This window comes from Streptomyces sp. NPDC002795 (assembly GCF_042888725.1).
Taxonomy (GTDB): Bacteria; Actinomycetota; Actinomycetes; order Streptomycetales; family Streptomycetaceae; genus Streptomyces.
The window spans coordinates 457,234-482,197 of the sequence record NZ_JBIAQB010000001.1 but is presented as its reverse complement, the minus strand read 5'-3'; the positions used below and the strand labels follow the sequence as shown (position 1 = coordinate 482,197).

General features: G+C 70.4%; 21 protein-coding genes. 14 read left to right on the top strand and 7 right to left on the bottom strand.

Annotated features, from left to right (window positions below; genetic code table 11):
• Positions 1–21: 21 nt before the first annotated feature.
• Positions 22–1,053: a hypothetical protein gene (locus tag ACFYWS_RS02075; RefSeq protein ID WP_389268502.1), complete on the bottom strand. Its 1,032-nt coding sequence runs from the start codon at positions 1,051–1,053 to the stop codon at positions 22–24.
• A 367-nt stretch (positions 1,054–1,420) separates the two neighbouring features.
• Between ACFYWS_RS02075 and ACFYWS_RS02070 the strand changes: the two genes are divergently transcribed.
• Positions 1,421–2,635, top strand: a complete 1,215-nt coding sequence (locus ACFYWS_RS02070; protein WP_389268500.1) for a beta-ketoacyl-[acyl-carrier-protein] synthase family protein — start codon at positions 1,421–1,423, stop codon at positions 2,633–2,635.
• Between the two features lie 249 nt (positions 2,636–2,884).
• Here ACFYWS_RS02070 and ACFYWS_RS02065 read toward each other — a convergent pair whose 3' ends face one another.
• Positions 2,885–3,502 (bottom strand): DUF1707 domain-containing protein, encoded by a 618-nt coding sequence (locus tag ACFYWS_RS02065; RefSeq protein WP_389268498.1) that lies wholly within the window; start codon positions 3,500–3,502, stop codon positions 2,885–2,887.
• A 165-nt stretch (positions 3,503–3,667) separates the two neighbouring features.
• On the opposite strand from ACFYWS_RS02065, the gene ACFYWS_RS02060 reads away from it, so the two are divergent.
• Entirely contained in the window at positions 3,668–4,309 is a 642-nt protein-coding gene (locus tag ACFYWS_RS02060; RefSeq protein WP_389268496.1) for a maleylpyruvate isomerase family mycothiol-dependent enzyme, read from the top strand.
• 82 nt (positions 4,310–4,391) lie between these two features.
• On the opposite strand, the gene ACFYWS_RS02055 is transcribed toward ACFYWS_RS02060, so the two are convergent.
• The 3 genes from ACFYWS_RS02055 to ACFYWS_RS02045 all read right to left on the bottom strand — a co-directional run bounded on the left by ACFYWS_RS02055 (position 4,392) and on the right by ACFYWS_RS02045 (position 8,088).
• Complete coding sequence (locus ACFYWS_RS02055) at positions 4,392–5,690, bottom strand: phosphatase PAP2 family protein (protein ID WP_389269451.1); 1,299 nt, start codon at positions 5,688–5,690, stop codon at positions 4,392–4,394.
• Between the two features lie 200 nt (positions 5,691–5,890).
• Complete coding sequence (locus ACFYWS_RS02050; protein WP_389268494.1) at positions 5,891–6,586, bottom strand: GntR family transcriptional regulator; 696 nt, start codon at positions 6,584–6,586, stop codon at positions 5,891–5,893.
• Entirely contained in the window at positions 6,583–8,088 is a 1,506-nt protein-coding gene (locus ACFYWS_RS02045) for a chlorohydrolase family protein (RefSeq protein ID WP_389268492.1), read from the bottom strand. Before ACFYWS_RS02045 ends, ACFYWS_RS02050 begins: the two co-directional genes overlap by 4 nt.
• Before the next feature lie 265 nt (positions 8,089–8,353).
• Between ACFYWS_RS02045 and ACFYWS_RS02040 the strand changes: the two genes are divergently transcribed.
• From ACFYWS_RS02040 to ACFYWS_RS02010, 7 genes are all read left to right on the top strand, one after another.
• Positions 8,354–9,391 carry an ABC transporter permease gene (locus ACFYWS_RS02040; RefSeq protein WP_389269449.1) on the top strand — a complete coding sequence of 346 codons (1,038 nt, stop codon included), beginning with the start codon at positions 8,354–8,356 and terminating at the stop codon, positions 9,389–9,391.
• A gap of 27 nt (positions 9,392–9,418) precedes the next feature.
• Positions 9,419–11,191, top strand: coding sequence for an ABC transporter substrate-binding protein (locus ACFYWS_RS02035; protein ID WP_389268490.1), 1,773 nt, complete (start codon positions 9,419–9,421; stop codon positions 11,189–11,191).
• Between the two features lie 6 nt (positions 11,192–11,197).
• Positions 11,198–12,199 (top strand): ABC transporter permease, encoded by a 1,002-nt coding sequence (locus ACFYWS_RS02030; protein ID WP_389268488.1) that lies wholly within the window; start codon positions 11,198–11,200, stop codon positions 12,197–12,199.
• Complete coding sequence (locus ACFYWS_RS02025) at positions 12,199–13,209, top strand: ABC transporter ATP-binding protein (RefSeq protein WP_389268486.1); 1,011 nt, start codon at positions 12,199–12,201, stop codon at positions 13,207–13,209. The genes ACFYWS_RS02030 and ACFYWS_RS02025 overlap by 1 nt, the downstream gene beginning before the upstream one ends.
• The gene (locus tag ACFYWS_RS02020; RefSeq protein WP_389268484.1) at positions 13,206–14,225 is read left to right on the top strand and encodes an ABC transporter ATP-binding protein; all 1,020 of its coding nucleotides are present in this window, start codon (positions 13,206–13,208) and stop codon (positions 14,223–14,225) included. Before ACFYWS_RS02025 ends, ACFYWS_RS02020 begins: the two co-directional genes overlap by 4 nt.
• 63 nt (positions 14,226–14,288) lie before the next feature.
• Positions 14,289–15,503, top strand: a complete 1,215-nt coding sequence (locus tag ACFYWS_RS02015; RefSeq protein ID WP_389268482.1) for an amidohydrolase — start codon at positions 14,289–14,291, stop codon at positions 15,501–15,503.
• 164 nt (positions 15,504–15,667) lie between these two features.
• The gene (locus tag ACFYWS_RS02010; RefSeq protein WP_389268480.1) at positions 15,668–15,844 is read left to right on the top strand and encodes a hypothetical protein; all 177 of its coding nucleotides are present in this window, start codon (positions 15,668–15,670) and stop codon (positions 15,842–15,844) included.
• 22 nt (positions 15,845–15,866) lie between these two features.
• Here the strand turns inward: ACFYWS_RS02010 and ACFYWS_RS02005 are convergent, their stop codons facing one another.
• Entirely contained in the window at positions 15,867–16,187 is a 321-nt protein-coding gene (locus ACFYWS_RS02005) for a DUF6191 domain-containing protein (protein WP_389268479.1), read from the bottom strand.
• Positions 16,166–16,657 carry an NUDIX domain-containing protein gene (locus tag ACFYWS_RS02000; protein ID WP_389268477.1) on the bottom strand — a complete coding sequence of 164 codons (492 nt, stop codon included), beginning with the start codon at positions 16,655–16,657 and terminating at the stop codon, positions 16,166–16,168. Before ACFYWS_RS02000 ends, ACFYWS_RS02005 begins: the two co-directional genes overlap by 22 nt.
• 338 nt (positions 16,658–16,995) lie before the next feature.
• On the opposite strand from ACFYWS_RS02000, the gene ACFYWS_RS01995 reads away from it, so the two are divergent.
• The 5 genes from ACFYWS_RS01995 (at position 16,996) to ACFYWS_RS01975 (ending at position 24,957) form a co-directional block, all read left to right on the top strand.
• The gene (locus tag ACFYWS_RS01995) at positions 16,996–17,826 is read left to right on the top strand and encodes an ArsR/SmtB family transcription factor (RefSeq protein WP_389268475.1); all 831 of its coding nucleotides are present in this window, start codon (positions 16,996–16,998) and stop codon (positions 17,824–17,826) included.
• Between the two features lie 77 nt (positions 17,827–17,903).
• Positions 17,904–19,946 carry a hypothetical protein gene (locus ACFYWS_RS01990; protein WP_389268473.1) on the top strand — a complete coding sequence of 681 codons (2,043 nt, stop codon included), beginning with the start codon at positions 17,904–17,906 and terminating at the stop codon, positions 19,944–19,946.
• 60 nt (positions 19,947–20,006) lie between these two features.
• Positions 20,007–20,372: a hypothetical protein gene (locus ACFYWS_RS01985; protein WP_389268471.1), complete on the top strand. Its 366-nt coding sequence runs from the start codon at positions 20,007–20,009 to the stop codon at positions 20,370–20,372.
• A gap of 155 nt (positions 20,373–20,527) precedes the next feature.
• On the top strand, positions 20,528–20,824 hold the full coding sequence (locus ACFYWS_RS01980; protein ID WP_389269447.1) for a WhiB family transcriptional regulator: 297 nt from the start codon (positions 20,528–20,530) through the stop codon (positions 20,822–20,824).
• Between the two features lie 245 nt (positions 20,825–21,069).
• Positions 21,070–24,957, top strand: coding sequence for a glycoside hydrolase family 2 TIM barrel-domain containing protein (locus ACFYWS_RS01975; protein WP_389268469.1), 3,888 nt, complete (start codon positions 21,070–21,072; stop codon positions 24,955–24,957).
• The last annotated feature ends 7 nt before the right edge of the window (positions 24,958–24,964 follow it).

Genomic DNA, 24,964 nt, shown 5'->3' with positions numbered 1-24,964 from the left:
TTGGGGGTGGGGGACCGGGGGTCAGCCTTCGACGAGGTGTCCTGCGGTGACGACGTCCGTGCCGTCCAGGCTGACCGTGCAGCCGCGCATCGCGATGTCGAGGTGGGCGTAGGAGTCGCGCTGGAGGTGCGGGTGCGGGCCTGTGGACCACAGGAAGTTGCCGGCGAAGGCGCGGGCGTCCATGCCCATCAGCTCGTCCTTGCCGTACATCGCGGTGGCGAACCAGTCGGCGGACTTCATCAGGCCCCAGCCCATGTGGGAGAGGCTGCGGGCCCACTTGTCGTGCGAGTCGTCGAAGAAGGTGTTCAGGAGCTTGGCCTCGGCGCCGCCGGTGACCTCCTGGATGTGTCCGCCCGCGACATGAAGAGTGACGGGACGCTGCACGTACTCCTTGAACGGCAGCAGGATGTCTCCCTCGGCGAGCACGATCCGCCCGTCGGAGATCTCCGGCCAGCACAGCACCATGGTGCTCGGCCAGTGGTCCCAGCGGCCCGGGTCGTCGGCGAAGCCGGTCTGGAACTCCGGGTGGGAATCGGCCAGTTGGACCGTCAGGTCGGTGCCGGCCTCGGAGGTCACACGCATGACGGACGAGGCGCGGACCCGGTCCACGCCCTCTTGGACGCGTACCTTGTCCTGCGCGGTCGGCAGGTTGCGGACGAGGACGTCGGGCGCGTCGCAGACGAAGATGATGCGGGTGCCGGTCTTGAGGATGTCCTGCTGCAACGGGGCGTGGATGAAACCCTCGCGGGTCAGGTCCACGACCAGGTCGGCCGCCTTCAACAGCTCTTGTGCGGCAGTGTCGTTGAGGACGGACACGAGGCCGGGGCCCGCGCCGGTGTGGGTGCTGGGCAGGGGGGCCGGGCTGCCGCCGGGGACCGTGGCGGACACGACGTGGGCGCCGAGGCTCTTGGCGGCGCCGAACGCGGCGGCGACGTAGTCGCCACGGCTGCCGGGCTCGGAGAGCACGACGACGTGCTCTCCCTCGCGGACCTTGCACAGCTGTAGTTCACGGGTGAAGGCGTCGAGGACGTCGACGGACGAGAAGTCGAACATCGGGTGTTCCTCCGGGGTGCGAGCGCGGACGTACATGGCACGTGCGGGTGGTGCGGAGGGTGCGAAGACATGCGGGATCGCTGCGGCGGACGCCTTTCGGGGGCGGCACCGGAGGTTCTCGCGAACCCGCCTGCCGAGATAATCCGAGCACGTACGATCCAGGAAATCAAGGGGTCGGGTGGCGGGGGTGCGGGCTCGGCGACGTCCGGAGGGGCGGCAGGGTGCTTGTCGTAACCCGACAATGTCTCGCAGAGGAATCGGTCGATCCCTCGCCTGAAAGCCGCGGTGGTAACTGGCATGATCGCCGGGAGGTCGGACAGGTCAGACAGATAGCTATGTAGCATCTGAACAATGCAAGGAGGCTCAGATGACTCGGAACGGTCATGTGCAGGTGACGGGCGTCGGCGCCATGACACCGCTGGGAGCCGACGCACCGACGTCGTGGGCGGGGCTCCTGGACGGCACCTCGGGGGTGCGGCTCCTGGAGGAGGAGTGGGCCGCGGAGCTGCCCGTGCACGTCGCGGCCGGGCTCACGGTGGACCCGGCCTCGCTGCTTCCGCGGCCCGAGGCCAGGAAGCTGGACCGCGGCGAGCAGCTGGCCCTCCTCAGCGCGCGCGAGGCGTGGCAGGACGCGGGCGCCCCGCGGGTCGAGCCGGAGCGCCTCGCGGTCGTCATCGGCACCGGGACCGGTGGTGTGCTCACCACGCTGGGGCAGGACGACATCTTCGAAGCCTCCGGGATCCGCCGGCTCTCACCCTTCACCGTCCCCATGCTGATGCCGAACGGACCCGCGGCCTGGGTGAGCATGGACCTGGGCGCGAAGGGCGGCGCACGGACCCCGGTGAGCGCGTGCGCGTCCGGGGCGGAGGCACTCGCCATGGGGCAGGACCTGATCCGCGCCGGGCGGGCGGACGTGGTGGTCGCCGGTGGTGTGGAGGCATGTCTGCACCCCTTCACCCTCGCGGCGTTCGCCCAGATGAAGGCCCTGTCGACGCGGTCCGAAGACCCGGAGACGCTGTCCCGCCCCTTCGACGTCGAGCGGTCCGGGTTCGTCATGGGCGAGGGCGCGGGGATGATGGTGCTCGAACGCCCCGAGTTCGCGCGGGCCCGCGGTGCACGCGCCCACGGCACACTGGCGGGCAGCGCCGTGAGTTCGAGCGCCGGGCACATCACCGCGTCCGACGCGGACGGTCAGTCCTTCGCCATGGAACTGGCGCTGCGCGACGCGGACGTGGCTCCGGCGGACATCGGGGTCGTGCACGCCCATGCCACGTCCACGGAGTCCGGTGACGTGGCGGAGGCCGAGGCGATCGGCCGCGTGATCGGCAGGCACGCCGCGGTGACGGCGACCAAGTCGATGACCGGTCACATGCTGGGCGCCTCAGGGGCGGTGGGCGCCATGGCCGCGCTGTTCGCCCTCAGGGACGGTACGTTGCCTGCCACGCGCAACCTCGACACACTCGACCCGCGAGTGGACCTGGACGTGGTCCGCGGAGAGCGGCGCTCCGGGCAGTGGCCGGCGGCGCTGGCCAACTCGTTCGGCTTCGGCGGGCACAACGTCAGCCTGGTCTTCACCGGTTGAGCGGCTCCCGTGTCATGTGGGATCTCAAGTCCCGTGTCGGAATCTCACGGTCGATGTCGGATGGAAGTCGGATCCGACATCGACCGTGAGACACCGCAGTTCGGCGGGTTGCGCCGTCGCAGCCGCTCGCCATCATCGGAGCTTTCCGACACGGAGCAGAGACGCCGAGCGTCCGACATGGCGTGAGACAGAGGGCGAACCCGCAGGCCACAGGACCGGCATCCGACACAGGCCGCGAGACCCTACATGTCACCCCTGCCGCCGGAGCCACTGTCCGAAGGCCCGGCGCGGGGGACGGACCACCACGCTGCCGTGGGTCTTGTGGCCGACGAGCTGGATGCGCAGGGTGACGGGCCCGCCCGGATCCGCGGGCCGGTGCCGCTGCTTGACCTTGCAGTGCGCGAGTTGAAGGCCGTCGGTGTCGACCACGATGCCCGGCCCCGTGACCAGCGTCAGCCGCTTCCCGACCATCTGCGAGTCGATCACCAACGTGTCGTGGGTGTGGACGGCGTCGGTGAAGTCGAGCGTCACCGCGCAGAAGGTCACCGCGAGTTCCAGCCTGCGCGGCACCACCCAGCGCCCCAGGCGTTCGATCGCGCCGCTGTGCGCCTGCTCGATCCGGACGACGTCCTTGGCCTCGGGCGCGGGCCGCAAGTCGGCGGTGAGCGGGGCCAGTTCCGCGAGCGTCCGCGCCGACAGGGCGACGTCGAGCCGCTCGTCCAGCTCCTCCGCCGTCAGCATGCCGTCCCCCGCCGCGACGCGCAGCACGTCCACGACCCGGTCCCGGTCGGCGTGCGAGGCACGCGGCCCGGACGAGGACGGCCCGGCACCGGAGTTGCCCCCGGCGGACGAGATCTCTCCCGACATGATTCCCTCCTGACGGCAGCCGTGGGTCGGCCGCCGGTGCTCCACCCGTGGCACCGTACCGTGACCTTCGCGAGGCGCCCACTCTCCCGGACACCGCAGACCGCACACCGCGCGCAGCCCTCGCCATTCCCCGCCAGTCCCCGCCAGTGACAGGAGACCTTTCCCATGGCCGACAGAACCGATCCGGTCTGGACCCTGATCCATCAGGAACGCGCCGCGCTCGCCGCCGACCTCGACGGCATCACGAGTGCCCGGTGGGCGACGCCGTCGCTGTGCGCCGGTCTCAGTGTCCGTGAGGTGCTGGCGCACCTCGCCGCGGGCGCGAGCCTCAACACGGTGCGGTGGCTGGCGGGTGTGATCCGCTGCCGGTTCGACTTCGACAAGCAGGTGGCCGTGCGGCTGGCCGAGCAGTTGGGCGGGAGCCCGGCCGAGACGCTGGAGCGGTTCCGCGGCGTCGTCCAGAGCACGACGAAGCCTCCGCTGCCCGTCATCGCGATGCTGGGGGAGACGCTCGTGCACGGGGAGGACATCCGGCGGCCGCTGGGCATCAGTCGCGACTATCCGGTCGAGATGGTGACGAGGGTGGCCGAGTACTACCAGGGTACGGATCAGGTGGTGGTGGCGAAGGGGCGCATCGGCGGACTCGAACTCGTCGCCACCGACGGCCCCTTCACGACCGGCGCCGGGTCACTGGTCACCGGCAGCACCGTGGCCCTCGTGATGGCGATGACGGGACGCGCGGCTCACTGCGACGACCTGGAGGGCGACGGAGTCGAGGTGCTGCGCGGGCGCTGCGGAGCCGCGTGAGGTCGCGGTGCGGCCTCCCGCGAGGGAGAGGCGACACATCCACGTATCTCGCCGGCGTGCCGCCCCGCGCCCTGAACAGCCCCTACGCGAGCTCCGGTTGAGGGTCCGCCGTGCCCGCCTTCGGCCGGGGCGACGGGGGAGGCGGAGGCGTGGCCTTCGGGGCCCACTGCCTCGTCGTCCGTACGTAGAGGAGGACCACGGAACCCGCCAGCAGGAGGAGCAGGGGGCCGAACGCCCAGGGGTGTGCGGCCATGTGGGTCGGCAGGTAGCGGTAGGACACGAGGAGCAGGGTGAGGACGGCCGCCCCGTAGCTCACCATCAGCGTGGCCTGACGGTCCCAGCCTCGGGCGAAGGCGCGCATGGCGGCCTCGATGGACAGGGCGAAGACCGTGCCGGCGAGCAGGTCGACGCCGTAGTGGTAGCCGAAGCCCAGGGTCGCGGTGAGCGTGCCGACCAGCCAGAAGGTGCCCGCCCAGCGCATGGCTCGGGAGCCCTCGCGGGTGTGGATGAAGAGAGAGATGGCCCACGCGGTGTGCAGGCTCGGCATGCAGTTGCGCGGGGTGATCTCGTCGAACGGGACGGGGTGCGGGACGCCCAGTGTCGGAAGCACGTCCGGCCAGATGTCGGCGACCGCCCAATGGCCGCCGTCGGGGCCGAAGGCGTAGAGCGGGCCGACGACCGGGAAGATCATGTAGATGGCCGGGCCGAGGAGGCCGATGGCCAGGAAGGTGCGCACCAAGTGGTGGGCCGGGAAGCGGCGTTCGGCCGCCACGTGGCGCAGCTGGTACAGGCCGACGAGGGCGGCGGCCATGGGGAGCTGGCCGTAGACCACGGTGAGGAGGCCGCTGCTGATCGGCGAGGTCATCTCGACGAGCTGACCCATCAGCCACGAAGGGTTGGCGAGGGCGTGATCGGCGGCGGCCACGTACTGGTCGAGGACCATCGGCCGGGTCTCGGAGGTGATGAGCAGCCAGGTGTCGCCCGTCTTGTGGCCGAAGACCAGCAGAAGGCCGAGGCCCGCGCCCTTGAGGAGGACCGATCTCTCCCGGCCCGTGTGGCGTGCGAGGCCGAGGACCGCGACGCCCAGGATCACCCACAGCGCGCCGTTGCCGAAGTTCATGTCGGCGCCGACGATCAGCCGCACGAGCCAGAACACGATGTCGATGCCGACCGCCGCGCACGCCGCGATCAGCCGCTGCCGCCAGCTGAGCACCACCATCGTCAGCGCCAGGCCGCCGTACAGCAGCGGACCCGAGTGCGGCGCGAAGATCAGCTCTTGCGCCTCTACGGTGATCGGCCCCGGCTGCCCGTAGCGGCGCGCCACGAACTCCAGGGCGATGTGGAACCCGAGCGTGGCCAGGCCTGCCGCGATCCACAGCAGGGTGCGCGGCCGCCGCCAGGCGGGCGGCCGGGGCTCGGCGCCGCGCTGGTGCGGCAGGGGCATGGGAGGTGGTGTGGTCTGCAATTGTCCGACTTGGTGGCTTGGTTCCGACTACGGGCAACTGCGACGATCTGGGTGATCGTCGCAGTTTCGAACATGTTAACGGGGGCAGGGGCCGGGAGGTAGAGGCATATCCGGGACTACTTCGCGGGCAGCACCTTCCCCAACGCCCGGAGCACCGGCTCCCGTCGGATGTCGACGTGCGCGTAGGTGAGCGCCTCGGCGAGCCGGGGGCGACCGTCGCCGATCGCCCGACAGATCTGCTCGTGCTCGGTGCGGTGCTGTGCGGCCCCGTGCTCGGTCGCGGTGAGCCGGAACAGCCAGTGCATCAGGCCGAGCGAGCGCTGGAACGAGGACTGGAGCAGCCTGTTGCCCGTCATCGTGATCAGCTCGGCGTGGAAGGCCGTGTTCGCGGCCGCGATACCGGCCTGGTCCGCGCTCCGGGTCGCCGCGTCGGCCTCGGCCATCACGGTCCGCAGGCTGTCGTGGCTGCCCCCGCCCGCGACGATCTCCGCCGCCCGGCGTGCCGCGAACACCTCCAGACTGAGGCGCAGGTCGAAGAGTTCCTCGACATCCCGGAGGGTCAGACGGCGCACACGGGCGCCCCGGCGCGGCTCCAGCTCGACGAGCCCCTCGGCCGCGAGCCGCATCAGCGCCTCACGGACCGGGACCCGCGAGACACCGAGCGCCTCCGCCAGCTCCCGCTCCCGCAGCCGGGAGTCGGGCGGGTACGTGCCGGAGTGGATTCCGGCCCGGATCAACTCCTCGGTGCGCTCCACTTGCGAGGCGGATCCGGGTCCGGCCGCGGCTCCGGCGTGTTCTGCCGTGAGTGTCACGCGGGCGACTCGCTCTCGGACGCGGCGGAGCCGGGCGCACGGAACGCGGGGAACGTCGGCGGGAACAGCGTGCCCGTGTCACGGCGCTCGGTGTCACGCTCGCTGTAGGCCGCGCGCATCTTCTCGAACAACGCCTGTGCCCTGCGCGCCAGTTGCGGCAGGTCCGTGCCGGGCAGCGCGCCGTCGACCAGGACCGGGTTGCCCGCGACGACGGAGTTCGTGGCCTGCCGCGCCGTGCCGTTGAGGAGGAACGTACGGACCGGGTCGTCCATCACCCCGTCGCGGATGTCGTCCAGGGAGAAGGCGACCAGGTCGGCCTGCGCGCCGACGGCGATCCGGCCCAGGTCCTCGCGGCCGAGGGCGCGGGCCCCGCCCAGCGTGGCCGCCTCCACGTAGTGCTCGGCGGGAGCGGCGTCCGAGCGGCCCTCCGCGATCTTCGCCAGGTGGACGCCGACGTCCATGCCGCGGATCAGGTCCGGCGGGAAGGAGTCGGTGCCCAGGCACAGATTGACGCCGGCCTCGCGGTAGGCGCGGAACGAGTGCAGCATCTCGCTGTAGCGCAGGGACGTCTGCGGGCAGTGGATCACCGTGATGCCGCTGCGGGCGAGCAGCGCCAGATCGCCGCGGTCCTCACCGTGGACGGCCGGGTGCCGGTCGAGCAGCACCGTGTGCGGGATGAGCAGGTTCGGGCCCAACAGGCCGTGCTTGTCGAGCAGTTCGAGGGGTGTCAGGCCGTCGTGCCGACGCTGGATGATCTCGCGTTCGGCGAGGCCCTGGAGCGCGTGGAGTCGGACCAGGGCGCCGCGCTCGCGCGAGATCCGGGCCGTCTCACCGAGCAGCTCCTCGGTGAGTGTCTCGATGCGGCAGGGGAGCAGGACGCCGGTGAGCAGCGGGTCGTTCAGCTCGTCGAGGTGGTCCAGGAAACGGACGGCGTCGCGCAGTCCCGTGCGTCCCTCCTCCTCGTCGAAGGCCACGTCGCGGGTGCCGTCGGGCAGGACGACGTTGACCCCGGAGCGGTAGGCCGGGCCGAGGTAGCCGCGCAGGCCGATGCGGCGCGCGGTCCGGGCCATGTCGACCAGTTCGTCGTAGGGCTCCGCCCAGCGGCTGTGCACCTCGGAGGCGATCGGCATGAACGTGGTGATGCCGTGCAGGGCGAGCTGGGCGAGCGCGTACTCGCGGATGGTGGCCCGTTCCTGGGGGGTGAACACGTCGTGGCGGCGGTGGGTGAAGTAGTCGAGGGACCACTGGAGCCCCTTGCCGCGCTCGGGTCCTGCCCAGGAGTCGAGGACGAGGTGGTCCACGTCGGTGAGCGCGTCGAGGTCGATGAGGCCCGGCATCACCAGGGACTCGCCCAGGTCGCGCTCCTCGTCGACCTCGCCCTCGTACCGCGGTCCGACGTAGATCACGGTGTCGTCCTGCCACACCACCTCGCCGTCCCGCAGCAGCGCGTGGCCGCCGTCCTGGTGGGCGAGGACGTGTCGGGCGCGCCAGCGGGTGCGCATAAGTGCCTCCTGTGGTGGGGGTGTTGCGATCGTGACCGATCGTACGAGTTGGTATACCGGTAGGGGAAGGCGGTGTCCACGAGTGTGTCCGCCGGGTGTCCAGGAGCGGTGAATGGGCGTTGAAATGCCCAGTAATGCGGCTTAGTTCACGCCGCCGGTATACCAAGATGCGATTACCTCTATCGCTGCCCGGCCGAGTTGGTATACCGTCCCGCCAACCTTCCCCCTTGCGCCGAATGGATCACGCGACGTGACGGATTCCCCAGTGCTGCCCGCTCGGCCGCCCTCCGGCACCGACGGCGCTGACGCGCCCAACTCGCCCTCGGTGGCGGCGACTTCAGGTACGCCCGTAGTCGCCGCCCGCTCCCTCCTCGGCACTGCCTGGCTGCGCATCCGCCGCAGCCGGATCGCCCTCGCCGCGCTCGCCGTGGTGGTCCTGATGATCCTCTTCGCGGTGCTCGCCCCGCTGCTCACCGCGATCGAGGGCCAGGACGCGTACACCACGAGCACCAGCCCGGACGTCCTGGACGACTACGGCACACCGGGCCTGCCGCTGTCCTACTACCGCTACCCCTCCGGCGAACACTGGCTCGGGCTCGAACCGGGCCTGGGCCGAGACATCTTCGCGCGCATGGCGCACGGCGCCCAGGTCTCGCTGGTCATCGCGCTGCTCTCGACCGTCGTCTCCGTCGTCCTCGGCACCGTGCTCGGCGCCGCCGCCGGCTACTTCGGCGGCAAGGTCGACATGGTGATCAGCCGCGTCATGGACCTGTTCCTCGCCTTCCCGCACCTGCTGCTCGTGCTCTCGCTGACGCCGATCCTCCAGTCCAGACTCGGTGACACGGCGCTGGGGGACGGGAGCCTGCTGCCGATCGCCTCGCTCGTGATCATCCTCGGCTTCTTCGGCTGGGCCTATCTCGCCCGCGTCGTACGCGGACAGGTGCTGTCCATCAGGGAGCAGGAGTACGTCGAGGCCGCCCGCGCCTACGGCGCCTCGCACGCCTCGATCATCCTCAAGCAGATCGTGCCCAACGTGATGGGCGTCGTCCTCGTCTACGCCACGATGATGATCCCCACCAACATCACGGCCGAGGCCGCGCTCTCGTTCCTCGGCGTCGGCGTCAAGGACCCCACCCCGTCCTGGGGCCAGATGCTCAACGCCGCCCAGCAGGGCAACTGGTACCTCACCGACCCCTGGTTCCTCGCCGTACCGGCCGGCGCCCTGGTGATCACGGTGCTCGCCTTCAACCTGCTCGGCGACGCCGTCCGCGACGCCCTCGACCCCAAGTCCTCCCGTGGCTGACCACGCATCGGAACACCAGGAGCAGCAGTGAATCGACGCACCGTGGCGGCACTCGCCCTGACGGTGACCGCCGCGATGGCCCTCACCGCCTGCGGAGGCACCAAGCCCGCGCCGGGATCGGGTTCCCGTGCCCCCGCCGACGCCTTCGACCCCGTCAAGGTCGGTGACGGTGACACCACCAAGGGCGGCAACGTCAACGTCCTGATGTCCACCGACTTCCAGACCCTCGACCCCGGCAACAGCAACTACGTCCAGACCGCCAACGTGGGCCAGCTCTACTACCGCACACTCACCATGGCGAAGGAAGAGGCCGGCAAGCCGCCGAAGGTCGTCCCCGACCTCGCCACCGACCTCGGCAAGGTCTCCAAGGACGGGCTGACCTGGACCTACACCCTGAAGAAGGGGCTGAAGTTCGAGGACGGCAGGCCCATCACCGCCCAGGACGTGAAGTACGGCGTCGAGCGCACCTACGCCCGCGACGTCTACACCCAGGCCCCGCAGGAACTGAACGCCGCCCTCTCCGACGACGGCTACAAGGGCCCCTACGCCAAGGGAGCGGCCGGGGACTTCAAGGGCATCGAGACACCAGACGACCGCACCGTCGTCTTCAAGCTGAAGCAGCCGTTCGCCGAGTTCCCCGCCCTGGTCTCCCGCTCCAACACCGCGCCCGTGCCACGCGCCAAGGACACCAAGCTCGACTACACCAACCACCCGGTGTCCACGGGCCCGTACAAGATCGAGTCGTACGAGCGCGGGCGCGCCATGAAGCTCGTCCGCAACAAGCACTGGGACCCGGCCACCGACCCGAACCGCAGCGCCCTGCCGCACACCTTCACCTTCAGCCTCTCCACCGCGCAGTCCACCATCAGCCAGCAGCTCCTCGCCGACTCCGACCCCACGGCCATCACCCTCGACAGCGCGGGCGGGCTCCAGGCATCGGACGCGGCCAAGCTCGACCAGCCGAGCATCGCCCGGCGCACCGCCTCCGGGATCATCGGCTGCACCGACGTCCTCGACTTCAACACCGAGACCATCAAGGACCCCGTCGTCCGCAAGGCCCTCGCGCTCGCCATCGACCGCAAGGCCATCCAACTCCAGTACGGCGGCGCCCGCTTCGGCAAGCTCACACAGTCGTACATCAACCCCCAGCAGCGCGGCTACGTACCGCAGCACACCGACCTCGACCCGACGGGCCAGCCCAAGCTCGACGAGGCGAAGAAGCTGCTCAAGGGCCGCTCGTACCCGAAGAAGCTCGTCTACGGCTACGCGGACGCGACGCCCCGCTTCAAGAACATGGGCACCTCCCTCCAGGAGAACCTCCGCCAGCTCGGCATCGACCTCGAACTGCGCCCCATCCCCGCCGCGAACTACTTCACCACCCTCGCCGGCAAGGGCATGCCCGACCTCGCCCGCAGCGGCTGGTGCGGCGGCGCCGACAGCGCCTCGGTGCGCACCACCATCGATCCCAACCTGGGCCCGAGCGTCGACGGCAAGACCTTCGGCTTCTCCAACATCCCCCGCTACCACGACCCGGAGATCTCCAAGGCCATGTACGCGCTGCGCGGTGAGAACGGCACGAGCGAGGAGCTGGGCCGCAAGTGGTCGAAGCTCTTCGACCGCGCCATGCAGGACTATCCGCTCGTCCCGCTGGTCAGGAACGTGACGCGCAGCGTCGTCGGCTCCGACGTCCGGGGCGCGCAGGTCGGCTACTTCTTCGGCGGCATCGACCTGTCGACGGTCGCCGTCGCGTCCGGCTCGGGCTCCGGCTCCGGCTCCGGCTCCGTGGCAAGGAAGGGATGACCTGACATGTTCGCCTTCCTTACTCGGCGCCTGGGTGCCACACTCGCCCTGCTGATCGTCATCAGCTTCGTCACCTTCACCCTGTTCCAGTTCGGGCCCGCCGACCCGGCGGCCGCCGCCTGCGGCCAGGAGTGCACCCCCGAACGCGTCGCCGAGGCGCGGGTCGCCCTCGGCATGGACAAGCCGTTCCTCACCCAGTACGTGAACTACATGTCGGGCCTCTTCCACGGCCGGATGATCGGCGCGCCGGGCGCCGAGTCGCTCTGCGAGTGGCCCTGCCTCGGCAAGTCCTTCCAGACGAACGAGAACGTCGCCGCCGTCCTGGAGCGCGCACTGCCCTACACCGTGTCCGTCGCCGTCGGTGCCATCGTGCTGTGGACCGTCGCCGGTGTCACCCTCGGCACGCTCGCCGCGCTGCGCAAGAACAAGCTCACCGACAAGCTGATCGTCGGCGCCGCGTCCATCGGTGTCTCGCTGCCGATCCCGGTCACCGGCCTGCTCCTGCTGCTCGTCTTCGTCTCGACCTTCGACGTGCTGCCGTTCACCACGAACGCCATCACCTCTCCCTTCGGCCCGGCGGGATTCGGCGGCTGGTTCCTCAACTACCTGCTGCCCTGGGTCGCGTTGGCGGTGCTGTTCAGCGCCCAGTACATCCGCGTCACCCGCAGCTCCATGCTGGAGACCCTCGGCGAGGACTTCATGCGCACCGCCCGCTCCAAGGGCCTGTCGAAGGGGGCCATGGTCGTACGGCACGGCGCCCGCGCCGGACTGACCCCCGTCGTCACCATGCTCGGCCTCGACATCGGGCTGCTGCTCGGCGGCGCCGTCCTCACCGAGCAGATCTTCTCCGTGCCCGGCATCGGCTTCACCGCCGTCCGCGCCGCCCAGGCCGGCGATCTGCCGGTGACCATGGCGATCACACTGCTCGCCGCCTTCTTCATCATCGTCGCCAATGTCGTCGTCGACGCCGTCTACGCCGTCATCGACCCGCGAGTGAGGGCCGCCTGATGACCAGTCAACCGCTGTTGCGGATCCGGGATCTGCACGTCGCCTTCCCCACCGACGACGGTCTCGTGCACGCCGTCAACGGCATGGACCTCAGCCTCGCCAAGGGCGAGACCGTCGGCCTCGTCGGCGAGTCGGGATCCGGCAAGACCGTCACCAGCCAGGCCCTGATGGGCCTGCTCAAGGAGACCCCCGCCCAGGTCGGCGGCGAGATCCTGCTCGACGGCACCGACCTCAACACCCTGCCCGAACACCGGATGCGGGCCCTGCGTGGCAAGAAGATCGCCATGATCTTCCAGGACCCGCTCTCCGCGATGCACCCCTTCCACGCCGTCGGCGACCAGATCGCCGAGGCGTTCCGCGTCCACAACAAGGTGTCGAAGCGGGCCGCGCTCGCCGTCGCCGTCGACATGCTGGGACGCGTCGGCATCCCCGACCCGAAGCGAAGGGCCCGCGCGTACCCGCACGAGTTCTCCGGCGGCATGCGCCAGCGAGCGATGATCGCCATGGCCCTCGTCTGCGAACCCGAACTCCTCATCGCCGACGAACCGACCACCGCCCTCGACGTCACCGTCCAGGCACAGATCCTCGACCTGCTCGGCGAGTTGCAGCAGGAGACCGGGACATCCATCGTCATGGTCACCCACGACCTCGGTGTCGTCGCCGAGGTCTGCCACCATGTCGCCGTGATGTACGGCGGGCAGTGTGTGGAGCGGGGGAGCGTGCGCGAACTGTTCCGCGACCCGCGCCACCCGTACACGCAGGGCCTGCTCGCCTCCATGCCGACACTCGGCGACGACTGCGAGCGGCTGCGCCCCATCCCCGGCTTCCCGCCGTCGCTCACCGCGCTGCCCGCCGGGTGCCTGTTCGCGGACCGCTGCCCGCAGACCCACCTCGTCCCCGACGACCTGTGCCGCGGCGAACGTCCCGCGTTCCTCGCGAGCACCGGCGCCGATCACCCCTCCCGGTGCCACCAGGAGAACCTCGCCACCGCCGAGGAGGCCGCGCGATGACATCAACCTCTGTCCGGACCCCGCTGCTGGAGGTCGAAGGGCTGACCAAGCACTTTCCGGGGCGGGGCGGACTGCTCGGCCGTGGCGGCGCGCCCGTCAAGGCCGTCGACGGCGTGAGCTTCTCCGTCGGGGCCGGACAGACGCTCGGCCTGGTCGGCGAGTCGGGCTGCGGAAAGTCCACCACCGGGCGGCTCCTGATGCGCCTGCTCGACCCCACGGCCGGGCACATCCGCCTCGAAGGTCAGGACCTCGGCTCCATGAACCGGGCCGAAGCGCAGGAGTACCGGCGCCAGGTCCAGATGGTGTTCCAGAACCCGTCCTCCTCCCTCAACCCCCGCCAGTCCGTCGGCAGCGCCATCGCCGCCCCGCTGCACGCCCAGGGCATCAATCCGCCCGGCGGCGTCAAGACACGGGTGCGCGAGCTGATGGACCGCGTCGGCCTGCGCCCCGACCACTACAACCGGTTCCCGCACGAGTTCTCCGGCGGCCAGAAGCAGCGCGTCGGCATCGCCCGCGCCCTCGCCCTCGAACCCCGCCTCATCATCTGCGACGAGCCGGTCTCGGCCCTCGACGTCTCGGTACAGGCGCAGGTGGTGAACCTCCTCCAGGACATCCAGGCCGACACCGGTGTCTCCTATGTCTTCATCGCCCATGACCTGTCCGTCGTACGGCACTTCGCGGAACAGGTCGCCGTGATGTACTTGGGCAAGATCATGGAGAGCGGGCCGACGCGGGAGGTCTTCGACGACCCGCGCCACCCCTACACCCGTGCCCTGCTCTCCGCCGTACCGCAGCCGGACCCGGACGCGGATCGGAGCCGCAGAATCCGCCTCAGCGGCGACCTGCCCACCCCGGCGAACCCCCCTTCCGGGTGCGTGTTCCGCACACGGTGCCCGTTGCGCCCGACCCTGAATGAGGCCCAACAGGCGCGGTGCGCGGGCGAGTTGCCGCCCATGACGGGCGTCGAGGGCCCCGCATGCCACTTCGCGGACAGAACCGTCGCGGCAGCGCACTGACCGAGCCACCCAGCCACCCGCACACCATGATTGACACCACCGAACAGAAGGAAGTCGCACCACATGCTCATCCGTGACGTCCGCCCCTGGGGCGGCGAGCGCAGTGACGTACATCTCGACGGCGCCCGCATCGCCGCGATCCGCCCGCACGACCCGCGGGCCGAGCCCGTCGGGGACGTCGTCGAGGGCCGCGGCCGGCTCCTCTTCCCGTCCTTCAGCGACGTGCACGTCCACCTGGACTCCACCCGCATCGGCCTGCCGTTCCGCCCGCACACCGGAGGCCCCGGCGTGTGGACGATGACGATGAACGACCGCGAGAACTGGCGCGACGCCGAGGTCCCGCTGAACGAGCGGGTGGCCGGCACCCTGGAGCGCATGATCGCGCGCGGGACGACCCGGGTGCGTTCGTACGCGCAGGTCGACGTCGACTGCAAGCTGGAGAAGTTCGAGGCCGTGGTCGCGGCCAAGGAGAAGTACGGACACCTCGCCGACGTCCAGATCATGACGTTCCCGCAGGCCGGCATCCTGCGCGAGGCGGGCACCGCCGACTACCTGGAGGCATCGCTCAAGGCGGGCGCGGACGTCATGGGCGGCATCGACCCCTGCACCCTGGACCGCGACCCCAAGGGCCACCTCGACGTGGTCTTCGGACTCGCCGAGAAGTACGGCGTCGAGGTCGACATCCACCTGCACGAGCCGGGCGAACTGGGCGTCTTCTCGACCGACCTGATCCTGGAGCGGGTCCGCGCGCTCGGCATGCAGGGCAAGGTGACGATGTCGCACGCCTACGAGCTCGGCTCCGTGAACGAGTCCACCAGCCGCCGCCTCATCGAGGAGTTCGCGGAGCTGGACATCGCCATGGCGACGGTCGCCCCCGCGAAGAGCAACCAGCTCTCGCTGGTCCAGCTCACCGAGGCGGGCGTCCGCGTCGGCCTCGGCGAGGACGGCCAGCGCGACTACTGGAGCCCGTACGGCAACTGCGATCTCCTCGACCGCACCTGGCAGTTGGCCTTCACCAACAACTTCCGCCGCGACGACCACATCGAGATGTCCCTCGCGGTGGCGACCATGGGCGGCGCCTCCATCATGAGCCACGAGGTCCCCCGCCTGTCCGGTGTCACCGACCGCCCGGGCCTCGCGGTGGGCGACCGCGCGGACCTCGTCCTGGTCGACGGCGAGACCCCGTCCAGCGCGGTCATGGACCGGGGCAGGGACCGCACGGTCCTGCACGACGGCCGGGTCGTGGCGGAGGGCTTGGAGCTGGTCGCCGGGGTGTGACGGTCCAGGCCGTTCCGGCCCCGGAGAACAGTGGTTGATTCGGGGCCGGTGCCGGGCTCACGCGAACTCGTGCACGGCGTCGGCGCCGTGAGTGTGTGGCACGGCACGTCCGGGCCGGTGGAATTCGTGTGTCCGATGTCAGTGGCGCCCACTATTCTCTTCACATGACCACCACACCGGAGCATGTTGTTGCGCGGTCCGCCGATGAACTCAACGAGCGGATCCGCGACCTGATGCTGCGCTCCGGTGGGCGGTTGAGTGCCGAGCAGCGTCGTGAGTACGAGGTGCTGGTCGCGGAGTGGGCGGCTGCCGAGCGTGGCGGGATTGTGAAGGCGGCGTAGGGGGAGACGCCCTGGGCGTCGGCTAGCCGTGGGCGCGGGGGAGCCGGACGACCGCCGTTCCGCCGTCCAGATTCACCGTCGTCCTGTTCGGCGGCGCCCCGTCGTCCTCGCCGTCCGGCATGACCAGCGCCGACTGCCGCTCCTTGAGTTCGTGCTGCTTGCCGGGTGACAGCGCGCCGTGCAATTGCTCGAACCCGGTCGCCGACACCTGGCCCTGCCGGGTCCCGGGGCGCCACGGCAGCACCCCGGCCCGGCCCGCGCGCAACAGCAGCTGGTCGATGAAGGCCAGCAGCGTCAGCACGATGACCAGCCCCGGCAGCGTCATGAAGAAGATGAACTCCATAAGCGTGACAACCGGCGGTGGCCGCTCAGAGTTCCCGGCGCCACCCCCGCCCACGCCGTGACGAGCGCCCCCACGGTGAGGCGTACAACGTCGCCGGCGTGGTCGACGAGGGTCCCGAGGAGTGCGATGTCCTCGGGTCGGGCCCGCAGGCCCGTCTCCTCGACCAGCTCTCTGACCACGGCCTCCTCGAAGGATTCGCCCGCCTCCACATGTCCGCCCGGCAGCTCCAGCGTCCCGTGCCGGTGCCGGCCGAGCAGTACGTGGTTGTCGTGTACGAGGATGGCGCCGACGCCCACGGTGGCGTGCGGGACGGGTGGCTTCAGCGTGCGGGGTCGGCTGCTGACCCGACGGGTGCCGTCCGCGACGCGCCGCGCCCGGATGAGCTGGTGCACGACCGGGCCGTCGGCCTCGGTGTCCGGACCGCGGATGAGGTCGATCGCCTCCACGCGGAAGCCGTGCTCGGTCGGCACGTCCTCCCACAACTGAGGCGACAGCACGTGTCGGTGACGTGGGCCGCGACATGGCTCCGATGGCGGATTGCACTGCCGTGCGTATCGCCTGCCATCAGCACCTCCAGTGCGCCCCGGACCCGCCTCTGCATCGCGAACCGAACCCTCGCGCACGCCACTGACAGCGGAGCGGAAATGCGGGCGAGTTTCGGCCACCCGCTTCTGCGGACAGCCCAAGCCGTCCGGCTCGACCGGCCGGTGGTCCGCTCTCCGATTGACATGCAGCCATACGGCTGCCTATCGTCGAATACGCAGCCAATCGACTGCATGTCGAGCCGACCGAAAGAGGGCCAGCCCCCGTGGACGCCATATTCAAGGCGCTCGCCGACCCCGGCCGCCGACGACTGCTCGACAGCCTCAACGAACGGGGCGGGCAGACGCTGGGTGAGCTGTGCGGCGAGCTGGACATGGCCCGGCAGTCCGTCAGCAAGCACCTGGCCGTCCTGGAGGTCGCGGGCCTGGTCACGACCGTGCGCCGGGGCCGCGAGAAGTTGCACTACCTCGACGCCGCGCCGCTCAACGCCGTCGCCGACCGCTGGCTCAGCCGCTACGACCGGCACCGTGCCGCCGCCCTCGACGACCTCCGCACCGCACTGGAAGAGGAACCCCCCATGAGTGACACCACCCCCGACAGCTCCGCCGCCACAGCGCCCTTCGTCCACACCAGCTATATCCGGACCACACCGGAGCGGTTGTGGGAAGCGCTGACCTCGTCCGCGTTCACCCGCCGCTACTGGGGCGTGGCCTTCGAGACCGACTGGAAGCCCGGCTCGCCCATGGTGTGGCTGGAGGGTGACAGCCGCATCGAGGACCCCGAGCAGGTCGTCCTGGAGGCCGACCCGCCGCGCCGCCTCGCCTACACCTGGCACACCTTCACTCCCGCGTGGGCGCGGTCGGTCGGCGTCGACGAGGAGCTGCGGCAGCGCATCGCCCGCGAGGGCCGCTCGAAGGTGTCCTTCGACCTGGAGGCGCTGGGGGAGACCGTGAAGCTCACCGTCGTACACGACGGCTTCGAGCCCGACAGCACCGTCCGCGGCATGATCGGCGACGGCTGGCCCGCTCTGCTGTCCAGCCTCAAGACGCTGCTGGAGACCGGGGAGCCGCTCCCGGAGCCGCAGACCCAGGGCTGAGCCGCCGCGACACCACCGGCCCGGAACGCCGTATTCGCCCTTAACCTCCCTACGGGGGTGGGCACTTGAGGCCTGGCGTGAAGCGAGCGGGACACCTCATGCTGCCCGGCGCGGCCGTGGCGCTCGCCGTGGGTGGCGCCTTCCCCTGGTGGAGCGGGCGCACCGGCGGCGACGGTTTCGGGACGGTTCCGTGGTGGCTGCGCGTCCTGTTGGCCGGTGCCGGGATCGCCTGTGTCGTCGGTGTCGTGCGTCGGAGGTGGGCGTGGGGCGCGGCGGTGGCAGGCGCGGCGGCCGCGCTCGGGGGAGGCCTCTCCTTCGCCCTCTGGAGCCGGTCCGGCGAGATCGCCGAGGGGCTCCGCCGGGACCGCGCCGCCGCGACATCGAAGAGCTGGTACTTCGGCCCGTTCGACAACGAGCTGCACGCCCTGCTCACGGCATGGCCCGACGCCGCCCCTCTGGCAGCTGCCATCGCGGGGGCCGGGGTGGCGGTGGTGGCGGTTCTCCTGGCGCGTCGGCGTGGATTCACCATGGACGAACTGGGAGAACTCACGGTTGGGGAACGCGAGTTGGGGCCGTTGGCCCGATCCGCACTGACCTGGAGTCTGGTCGGCGTGCTCCTCGGCGGCGCGCTCTCCGTCGCCACCGTGGAGGGCGCTCGCGCCGTCCGGGACGCACGGGTGGAAGCGCTCGGCCCGTGGTGGACGGAGTTCGCCGATTCCTCGCCGGTACCGCGGGAGCGCCTGCACGACGGCTCGCGCAAGGTCCCCGAGGACACCCGGTCGACCCGGTCGCCCGGCGCCCCCGCGAAGCCGGGAGCGGTTGCCTGGCGGCAGACGTTCGCCGGGCCCGTCGCGCTCAGCACCTGCACCTACGAGGGCCGGGCCCGCGGCACCCTCGTCGCCCTTGAGGAAGGGCGCCGCACGGCACGCGTGTCGGGCCGGGACGCGAAGGACGGGCGGCAGCGCTGGTCGTTCACCGTGCGGCTGTCGAAACGGGTCGAGCTGTCGCAGGTCGCGGTGAGCGGGAGCTGTTCGGTCCTGGTGCTGGTCGGTTCGCTGGTCGTCGGTGTCGACTCGTACACGGGGAGAGTGGGCGGGGCCTCCGTACTGCCGAAGCCGGGCCGGACCGGCTGGCGCTTCGTCACCTCCTACCGGCAGCCCGTGACCAAGGTGCCGCGCATGGTGACGCTGACCGGTGCGGACTTCGCGCACGTCGACGCGGGGGACTCCGGCATCGTCGCGTTGCGGCGCGAGGACGTGAAACCCGTCGGGTGGGGGAGGCCCGTCACCTCCGGGTGCCAGTACCTCGCGGACTACGCCACGGACACCTCGGCGGGCACGCTGTACATGACCGGCTGCCGCAGCCAGGACGTGCTCGTCACGCTCCCGGAGGTCACCGTGCCCGGCGAGGACCGCCGAGATCGTCCCGACTACCGCACCCCGGACCTGCCGCCACTCCTCGCCCCACGGGAACGTCCCGTGCCCTCGCCGTCCGGCTGTGACCGCGGTGCGGTGGAGCGACTGCGGGCCACGACGCCGCGGCACGCGTATGTGATGGGGAGTTGGCGGTGCGGGTCCGGCGCACGCCGTGAGCGGATCCATGCCCGCGCGACCTTCAGCCTCTCCTACGACTGGTCCCGTCGCAGCCCGTGGGTGCGCACCCCGACCGGCCGCTCCCAGCTCGAACCCGTCGTCAACCTCCTGAACGGCGACGCGGGCGCGGTCGGTGACACGGTCCGGCTCGGGTGGGGCGAGGAACTCGACGCGGAGGGCCGCCCCTCGGTGACCCCGGCCCGCGGCGACCGCGTCGCCGCCCTCGTGGGCCCCGGCCGCACGGCCGCCGACGGGGACACCCTCCTCGCGCTCGGCGAGAGCGGCCTGCTGACCGCCGTCCGCTACGAGTACGGACAGCGTGATCCCCTGGAAACCGACGACAGCCCCAGGTCCCGCCTCCGCCGCGCCGGAGCCACCGATGCCGTACGCGACGCCTGCGACGGCACACGGGACGTACTCGTCGACGGGGAGTCGGCGACGGCGCTGGTGCTGTGCCGGGGCGCGGGACAGCGGGCCACCCGGGTCGAGGCGGTGGTGGACGGGGGAGGGTTCCGGAAGGGCTCGTAGCCGGGTGCGGCGCCTATCCTGTAAGTCACCGCGCGGTCATCCGGGGGGAAGGGGCGGTAGATGAACTGGATTTGGGCGGTCCTCATCTTGTTCTGGACGGGAGCGTTCGCCTGGGTGGCGGACACCGCACGCGGCGCGCTGCGCAACCGGCACGAGCGGAAGCTGGAGCGGCTCGAGGCCGCCAAGCAGGCGCGTCTCGCGGTGGAGGCCGCGAACAAGCCGCCGGAACCGGTCTGCGGCTGCTCCCACCACCTCGCCAAGCACGACAAGGCGGGCCGCTGCCACGAACGCGTCGAGGTCCCCACGGCCTGGGACGAGAACAAGAAGCCGGTCCGCTACGAGGCGGGCCAGTGCACCTGCCAGCAGTACGTGGGGCCCCAGCCGCTGTCCCAGGTCTACGCGGAGGAGCTGACGGACCGGATCTAGCTCCAGCCTTGCGGGGCCGGCGGCCCGAAACCGCCGGTGACTCACCGTTCAACTCCTGGTCATGGGCTGCCTGTTGAGGATCCATGGCGTACGGTCGCCAATCGCACCTGAGACAGACCGAATTTGCCAGGAGCAAGGAGCGGAGAGTGACGGACATCTTCAACTCGTGGTGGGACAAGGCGGCCTGCAAGGCCACGGATCCCGAGGACCTGTTCGTGGAAGGCGCGGCACAGTCCCACGCCAAGAGGTTCTGCGACACGTGCGAGGTCAGGACCGAGTGCCTGGCGCACGCCCTGGACGAGCGCATCGAGTACGGCGTCTGGGGCGGCGCAACGGAACGCGAACGGCGGGCCCTGCTGCGCCGCCGCCCCACCGTCACGTCCTGGCGCAACCTCCTGGAGGCGGCCCGGGCGGAGCACGCACAGGACGGCCGCCGGGCCAGGGCCTCGTGAGTTCCGGGCGAAGTTCCAGGGCCTTCTCGCCCGATAGCTGAACATCGCGCGCAGGGGCCGTCGTCCCGATGCCGTTGTGCTGAGCGAACGCCCCTGGCGCGGTGCGGCCTCCCGTTCTGCTCAGAAAACAACAAAGTCCTACGGCGTCATTGTGTCGGTTGTGTTGTCTTCTTAGGGTGGTGCCGGCTCAACAGGCGTCCCGCACCACACCAGTTGCACGTGTCCACCCCGAGAAGGGCACAGCCATGCCGCAAGCCCACCACCCCCACCCCATGCCGCTCAGCCGTCGCCGCCTGCTCCAGGCGGGCGCGGTCGTCGCCGGAGCGCTCGCCCTGCCCATGAGCCTCCCCGCCGCGCGGGCCGGCGCGGCCGACGGCGACGAGTGGAACGGCCGCATCGACCTGTTCCGGATCGGCACCGAGCCGCCGCACACCACCCTGATGCCGTACCAGGACGTGACGCAGGCCCTCGCGGCCGACCGGACCCGCTCCCCGTACCGCCAAAGCCTCGACGGGGACTGGAAGTTCAGTTACGTCGACCGGCCGTCGGAGCGCGACGAGGACTTCTACCGGACCGACCTCGACGACAAGGGCTGGGGCACCATCCCCGTGCCCGCGGTCTGGCAGCTGCACGGGCACGACTTCCCGATCTACACCAACATCACCTACCCGTGGTGGGGCGCCAACGGGCTCGGCGAGGAAGCCCGGCCGCCCGCGTCGCCGACCCGTTACAACCCCGTCGGTCAGTACCGGCGCACCTTCACCGTGCCGAAGGGCTGGAAGGGCAGACGTGTCCTCCTGCACTTCGAGGGCGTCAAATCGGCCCACTACGTGTGGGTGAACGGCAAGCTCGTCGGCTATCACGAGGACTCCTTCACCCCGGCCGAGTACGACATCACCCCGCACCTCACCGAAGGCACCAACCAGCTCGCCGTCGAGGTCTACCGCTTCTCCGACGGTGACTGGCTCGAGGACCAGGACATGATCCGGCTGAGCGGCATCTTCCGCTCGGTGTACCTCTACTCGACGCCCTCCGTGCACCTGCGCGACTTCAAGCTCGACACCCCGCTCGGCGACGGATACTCCACCGCCGAGCTCTCCGTCACCGCCACCGTGCATGACTACGCCGGTGACCGGGGTGCGTACAGCGTCGAGACCCAGCTCTACGACGCCGCCGGCCACCCCGTCTGGTCCCGCCCGCTCACCCAGAAGGCCGACCTCACCGACTCCGAAGTGACGGTGCGGGCCGCCAAGTCCGTTCCCTCGCCGCACCTTTGGTCCGCCGAGAGCCCGTACCTCTACACCGCCGTGCTCCGCCTGCGCGACCCGGCGGGCAAGGTGACCGAGACGCTCTCGCACCGCGTCGGCCTGCGCGAGTTCGCGCTCAAGGACGGGCTGATGCGGATCAACGGGCAGCCGGTGTCGTTCCGCGGCACCAACCGCCACGAGATGCACCCCGACCGCGGCACCGCGCTCACCCGTGCCGACATGGTCAAGGACATCGAGATCTGCAAGCGGATGAACATCAACACGGTCCGCACCTCGCACTACCCCAACAACCCGATCTGGTACGAACTCGCCGACGAGTACGGCCTGTACCTCGTCGACGAGACCAATCTCGAAACGCACGGCGTCCGCGACGACTACCCCGCCAGCCGCCCCGACTGGACGAAGGCGTGCGTCGCCCGCGCCCAGAACATGGTCCACCGCGACAAGAACCACGCCTCCGTCGTCATCTGGTCACTCGGCAACGAGGCGGGCGCCGGCTCCACCTTCACCGCCATGCACGACTGGATCCGCTCCTACGACACCACCCGGGTCATCCAGTACGAGGGCGACGACAGCCCCGGCGTGAGCGACATCCGCTCCGAGATGTACCCGCCGACGAGCCACGTCGAGTCGAAGGCCAAGGACACCTCCGACACCCGCCCGTACGTGATGATCGAGTACTGCCACGCGATGGGGAACTCGAACGGCAACTTCAAGGAGTACTGGGATCTCGTCCGCCGCTACGACGTGCTGCAAGGCGGCTGGATCTGGGACTTCGTGGACCAGTCGCTGAGCTGGCCGACACCGCCGCGGACACTGCTGACCGAGACAGGACCCGTCGGCCTGAAGGGTGAACTGCTCAACCCCGCAGGGAAGTTCAGCCGGGGCAAGGGACTGGGCGGCGCCACCGTCTTCGCCCGCGACGACCGTCTCGACCTGACCGGATCGCTCACCCTCGAAGCCTGGGTGACCCCGCACGTCACCGGCTACCACCAGCCGATCCTGGCCAAGGGCGACACCCACTACGCGCTCAAGCAGAACGACAAGACCCTGGAGTTCTTCATCCACTCCGGTGGCCAATGGATCACCGCGAGCTGGACCACCCCCGCCGAGGGCTGGACGGGCAGCGAACACCACGTCGCCGGTGTCTTCGACGCGAGCGCGGGCACGCTCACCCTGTACGTCGACGGCTCGGCGAAGGCCACGAAGGCGACCACCGCCAAGCCGACCAAGAACACCGCGCCGCTCGCCCTCGGTGTGGACGTCGACAACATGATCCGCGAGTTCAGCGGCACCATTCGCCGCGCCCGCGTGTACTCCCGCGCGCTGAGCGCCACCGAACTGGCCGACGACGGACGCGGCCCGGACGGCGAGGGCGTGCGCTTCTGGTTCGACGCCAAGACGGTCGGCGTCACGGAGAAGCAGCCGCGAGACAAGACCTTCTTCGCGTACGGCGGCGACTGGGGTGACAACCCCAACGACGGCAACTTCGTCGCCGACGGCATCATCACCGCGGACCGCGGCCACACCGGCAAGGCCGCCGAGGTCAAGCGCGTCTATCAGGCCATCCAGGTGGCACCGAAGGAGGGCGACGGGGGAGCGGGAGACATCACCGTCACCAATGAATTCCTGTTCACCAACCTCCGCGAATACGAAGGCCATTGGGAACTGGCCCGGGACGGCGAAGTGATCCAGCGCGGCAACCTGAGCCGCAGTCAGCTGGACATCGCGCCGCTCGCCCGCAAGAACATCACCGTCCCGCTGAAGCTGCCCGGCGCCCCCGCACCCGGCGCCGAGTTCTTCCTGCATCTGTCCTTCCGGCTGAGGGACGACACGGCCTGGGCCGACGCCGGCTTCGAGGTGGCGCGCGCCCAGCTCCCGCTCGACGCGGGCAGCCCGAAGGTGACACCCGTACCGCTGAAGAACGTACCTACCCTGCGCCACGAGGACGGCGACAAGGCCGTCTCGGTGACCGGCGACGGCTTCACACTCACCGTCGACAAGACGACCGGCGTCATCACCTCCTACGAAGCCGGCGGCGTCCGGCTCCTCGACTCCGGCCCCGTCCCGAACTTCTGGCGCGCCCCGACCGACAACGACCACGGCAACGGCCAGCACACCCGCAACCAGACCTGGCGCGACGCGGGCGCACGCCGCAAGGTGACCGCGGTGAGCGTGCGCGGCCTCGACGGCCGGGCCGTGTGCATCGAGGTCAAGGGCACCCTGCCGACCACCACCGAGTCCACCTACGCCACCACGTACACGGTCTTCGGTGATGGCGCCGTCAGAATCGACAACGCCCTGCACCCCGGCGCCGCGACCCTCCCGTACCTCCCCGAGGTCGGCACGATCCTGCGGCTGCCCGCGGCCCTTGAACGACTGCACTACTACGGCCGCGGCCCGGAGGAGAACCACTGGGACCGCAACAACGGTACGGACGTGGGGCGTTGGGACTCCACCGTGACCGAGCAGTGGACCTCGTACATCCGCCCCCAGGAGAACGGCAACAAGACGGACGTGCGCTGGGCGGCGCTCACCGACCGCCGCGGTCGCGGCCTTCTGGTGGCCGCAGACCCCACCGCCGACCGTCCCCTGTTCGAACTCACCGCCTCCCACCTCACCCCGGAGGACCTCTCCGTCGGCGCGCGCCACGACTACCAGCTCGACCGGCACGACGAGGTGATCCTGCGCGTCAACCACCGCCAGATGGGCGTCGGCGGCGACGACAGCTGGGGCGCCCAGACCCACGCCCCGTACAAACTCCTCGCCGACCGGGACTACACGTACACGTACTGGCTGAGGCCGATCACGGACGTGGGGGAGGCGACGAAGCTGGCGCGCAGGCCGGTGGCGGTTCCGGAGTAACGAGGGA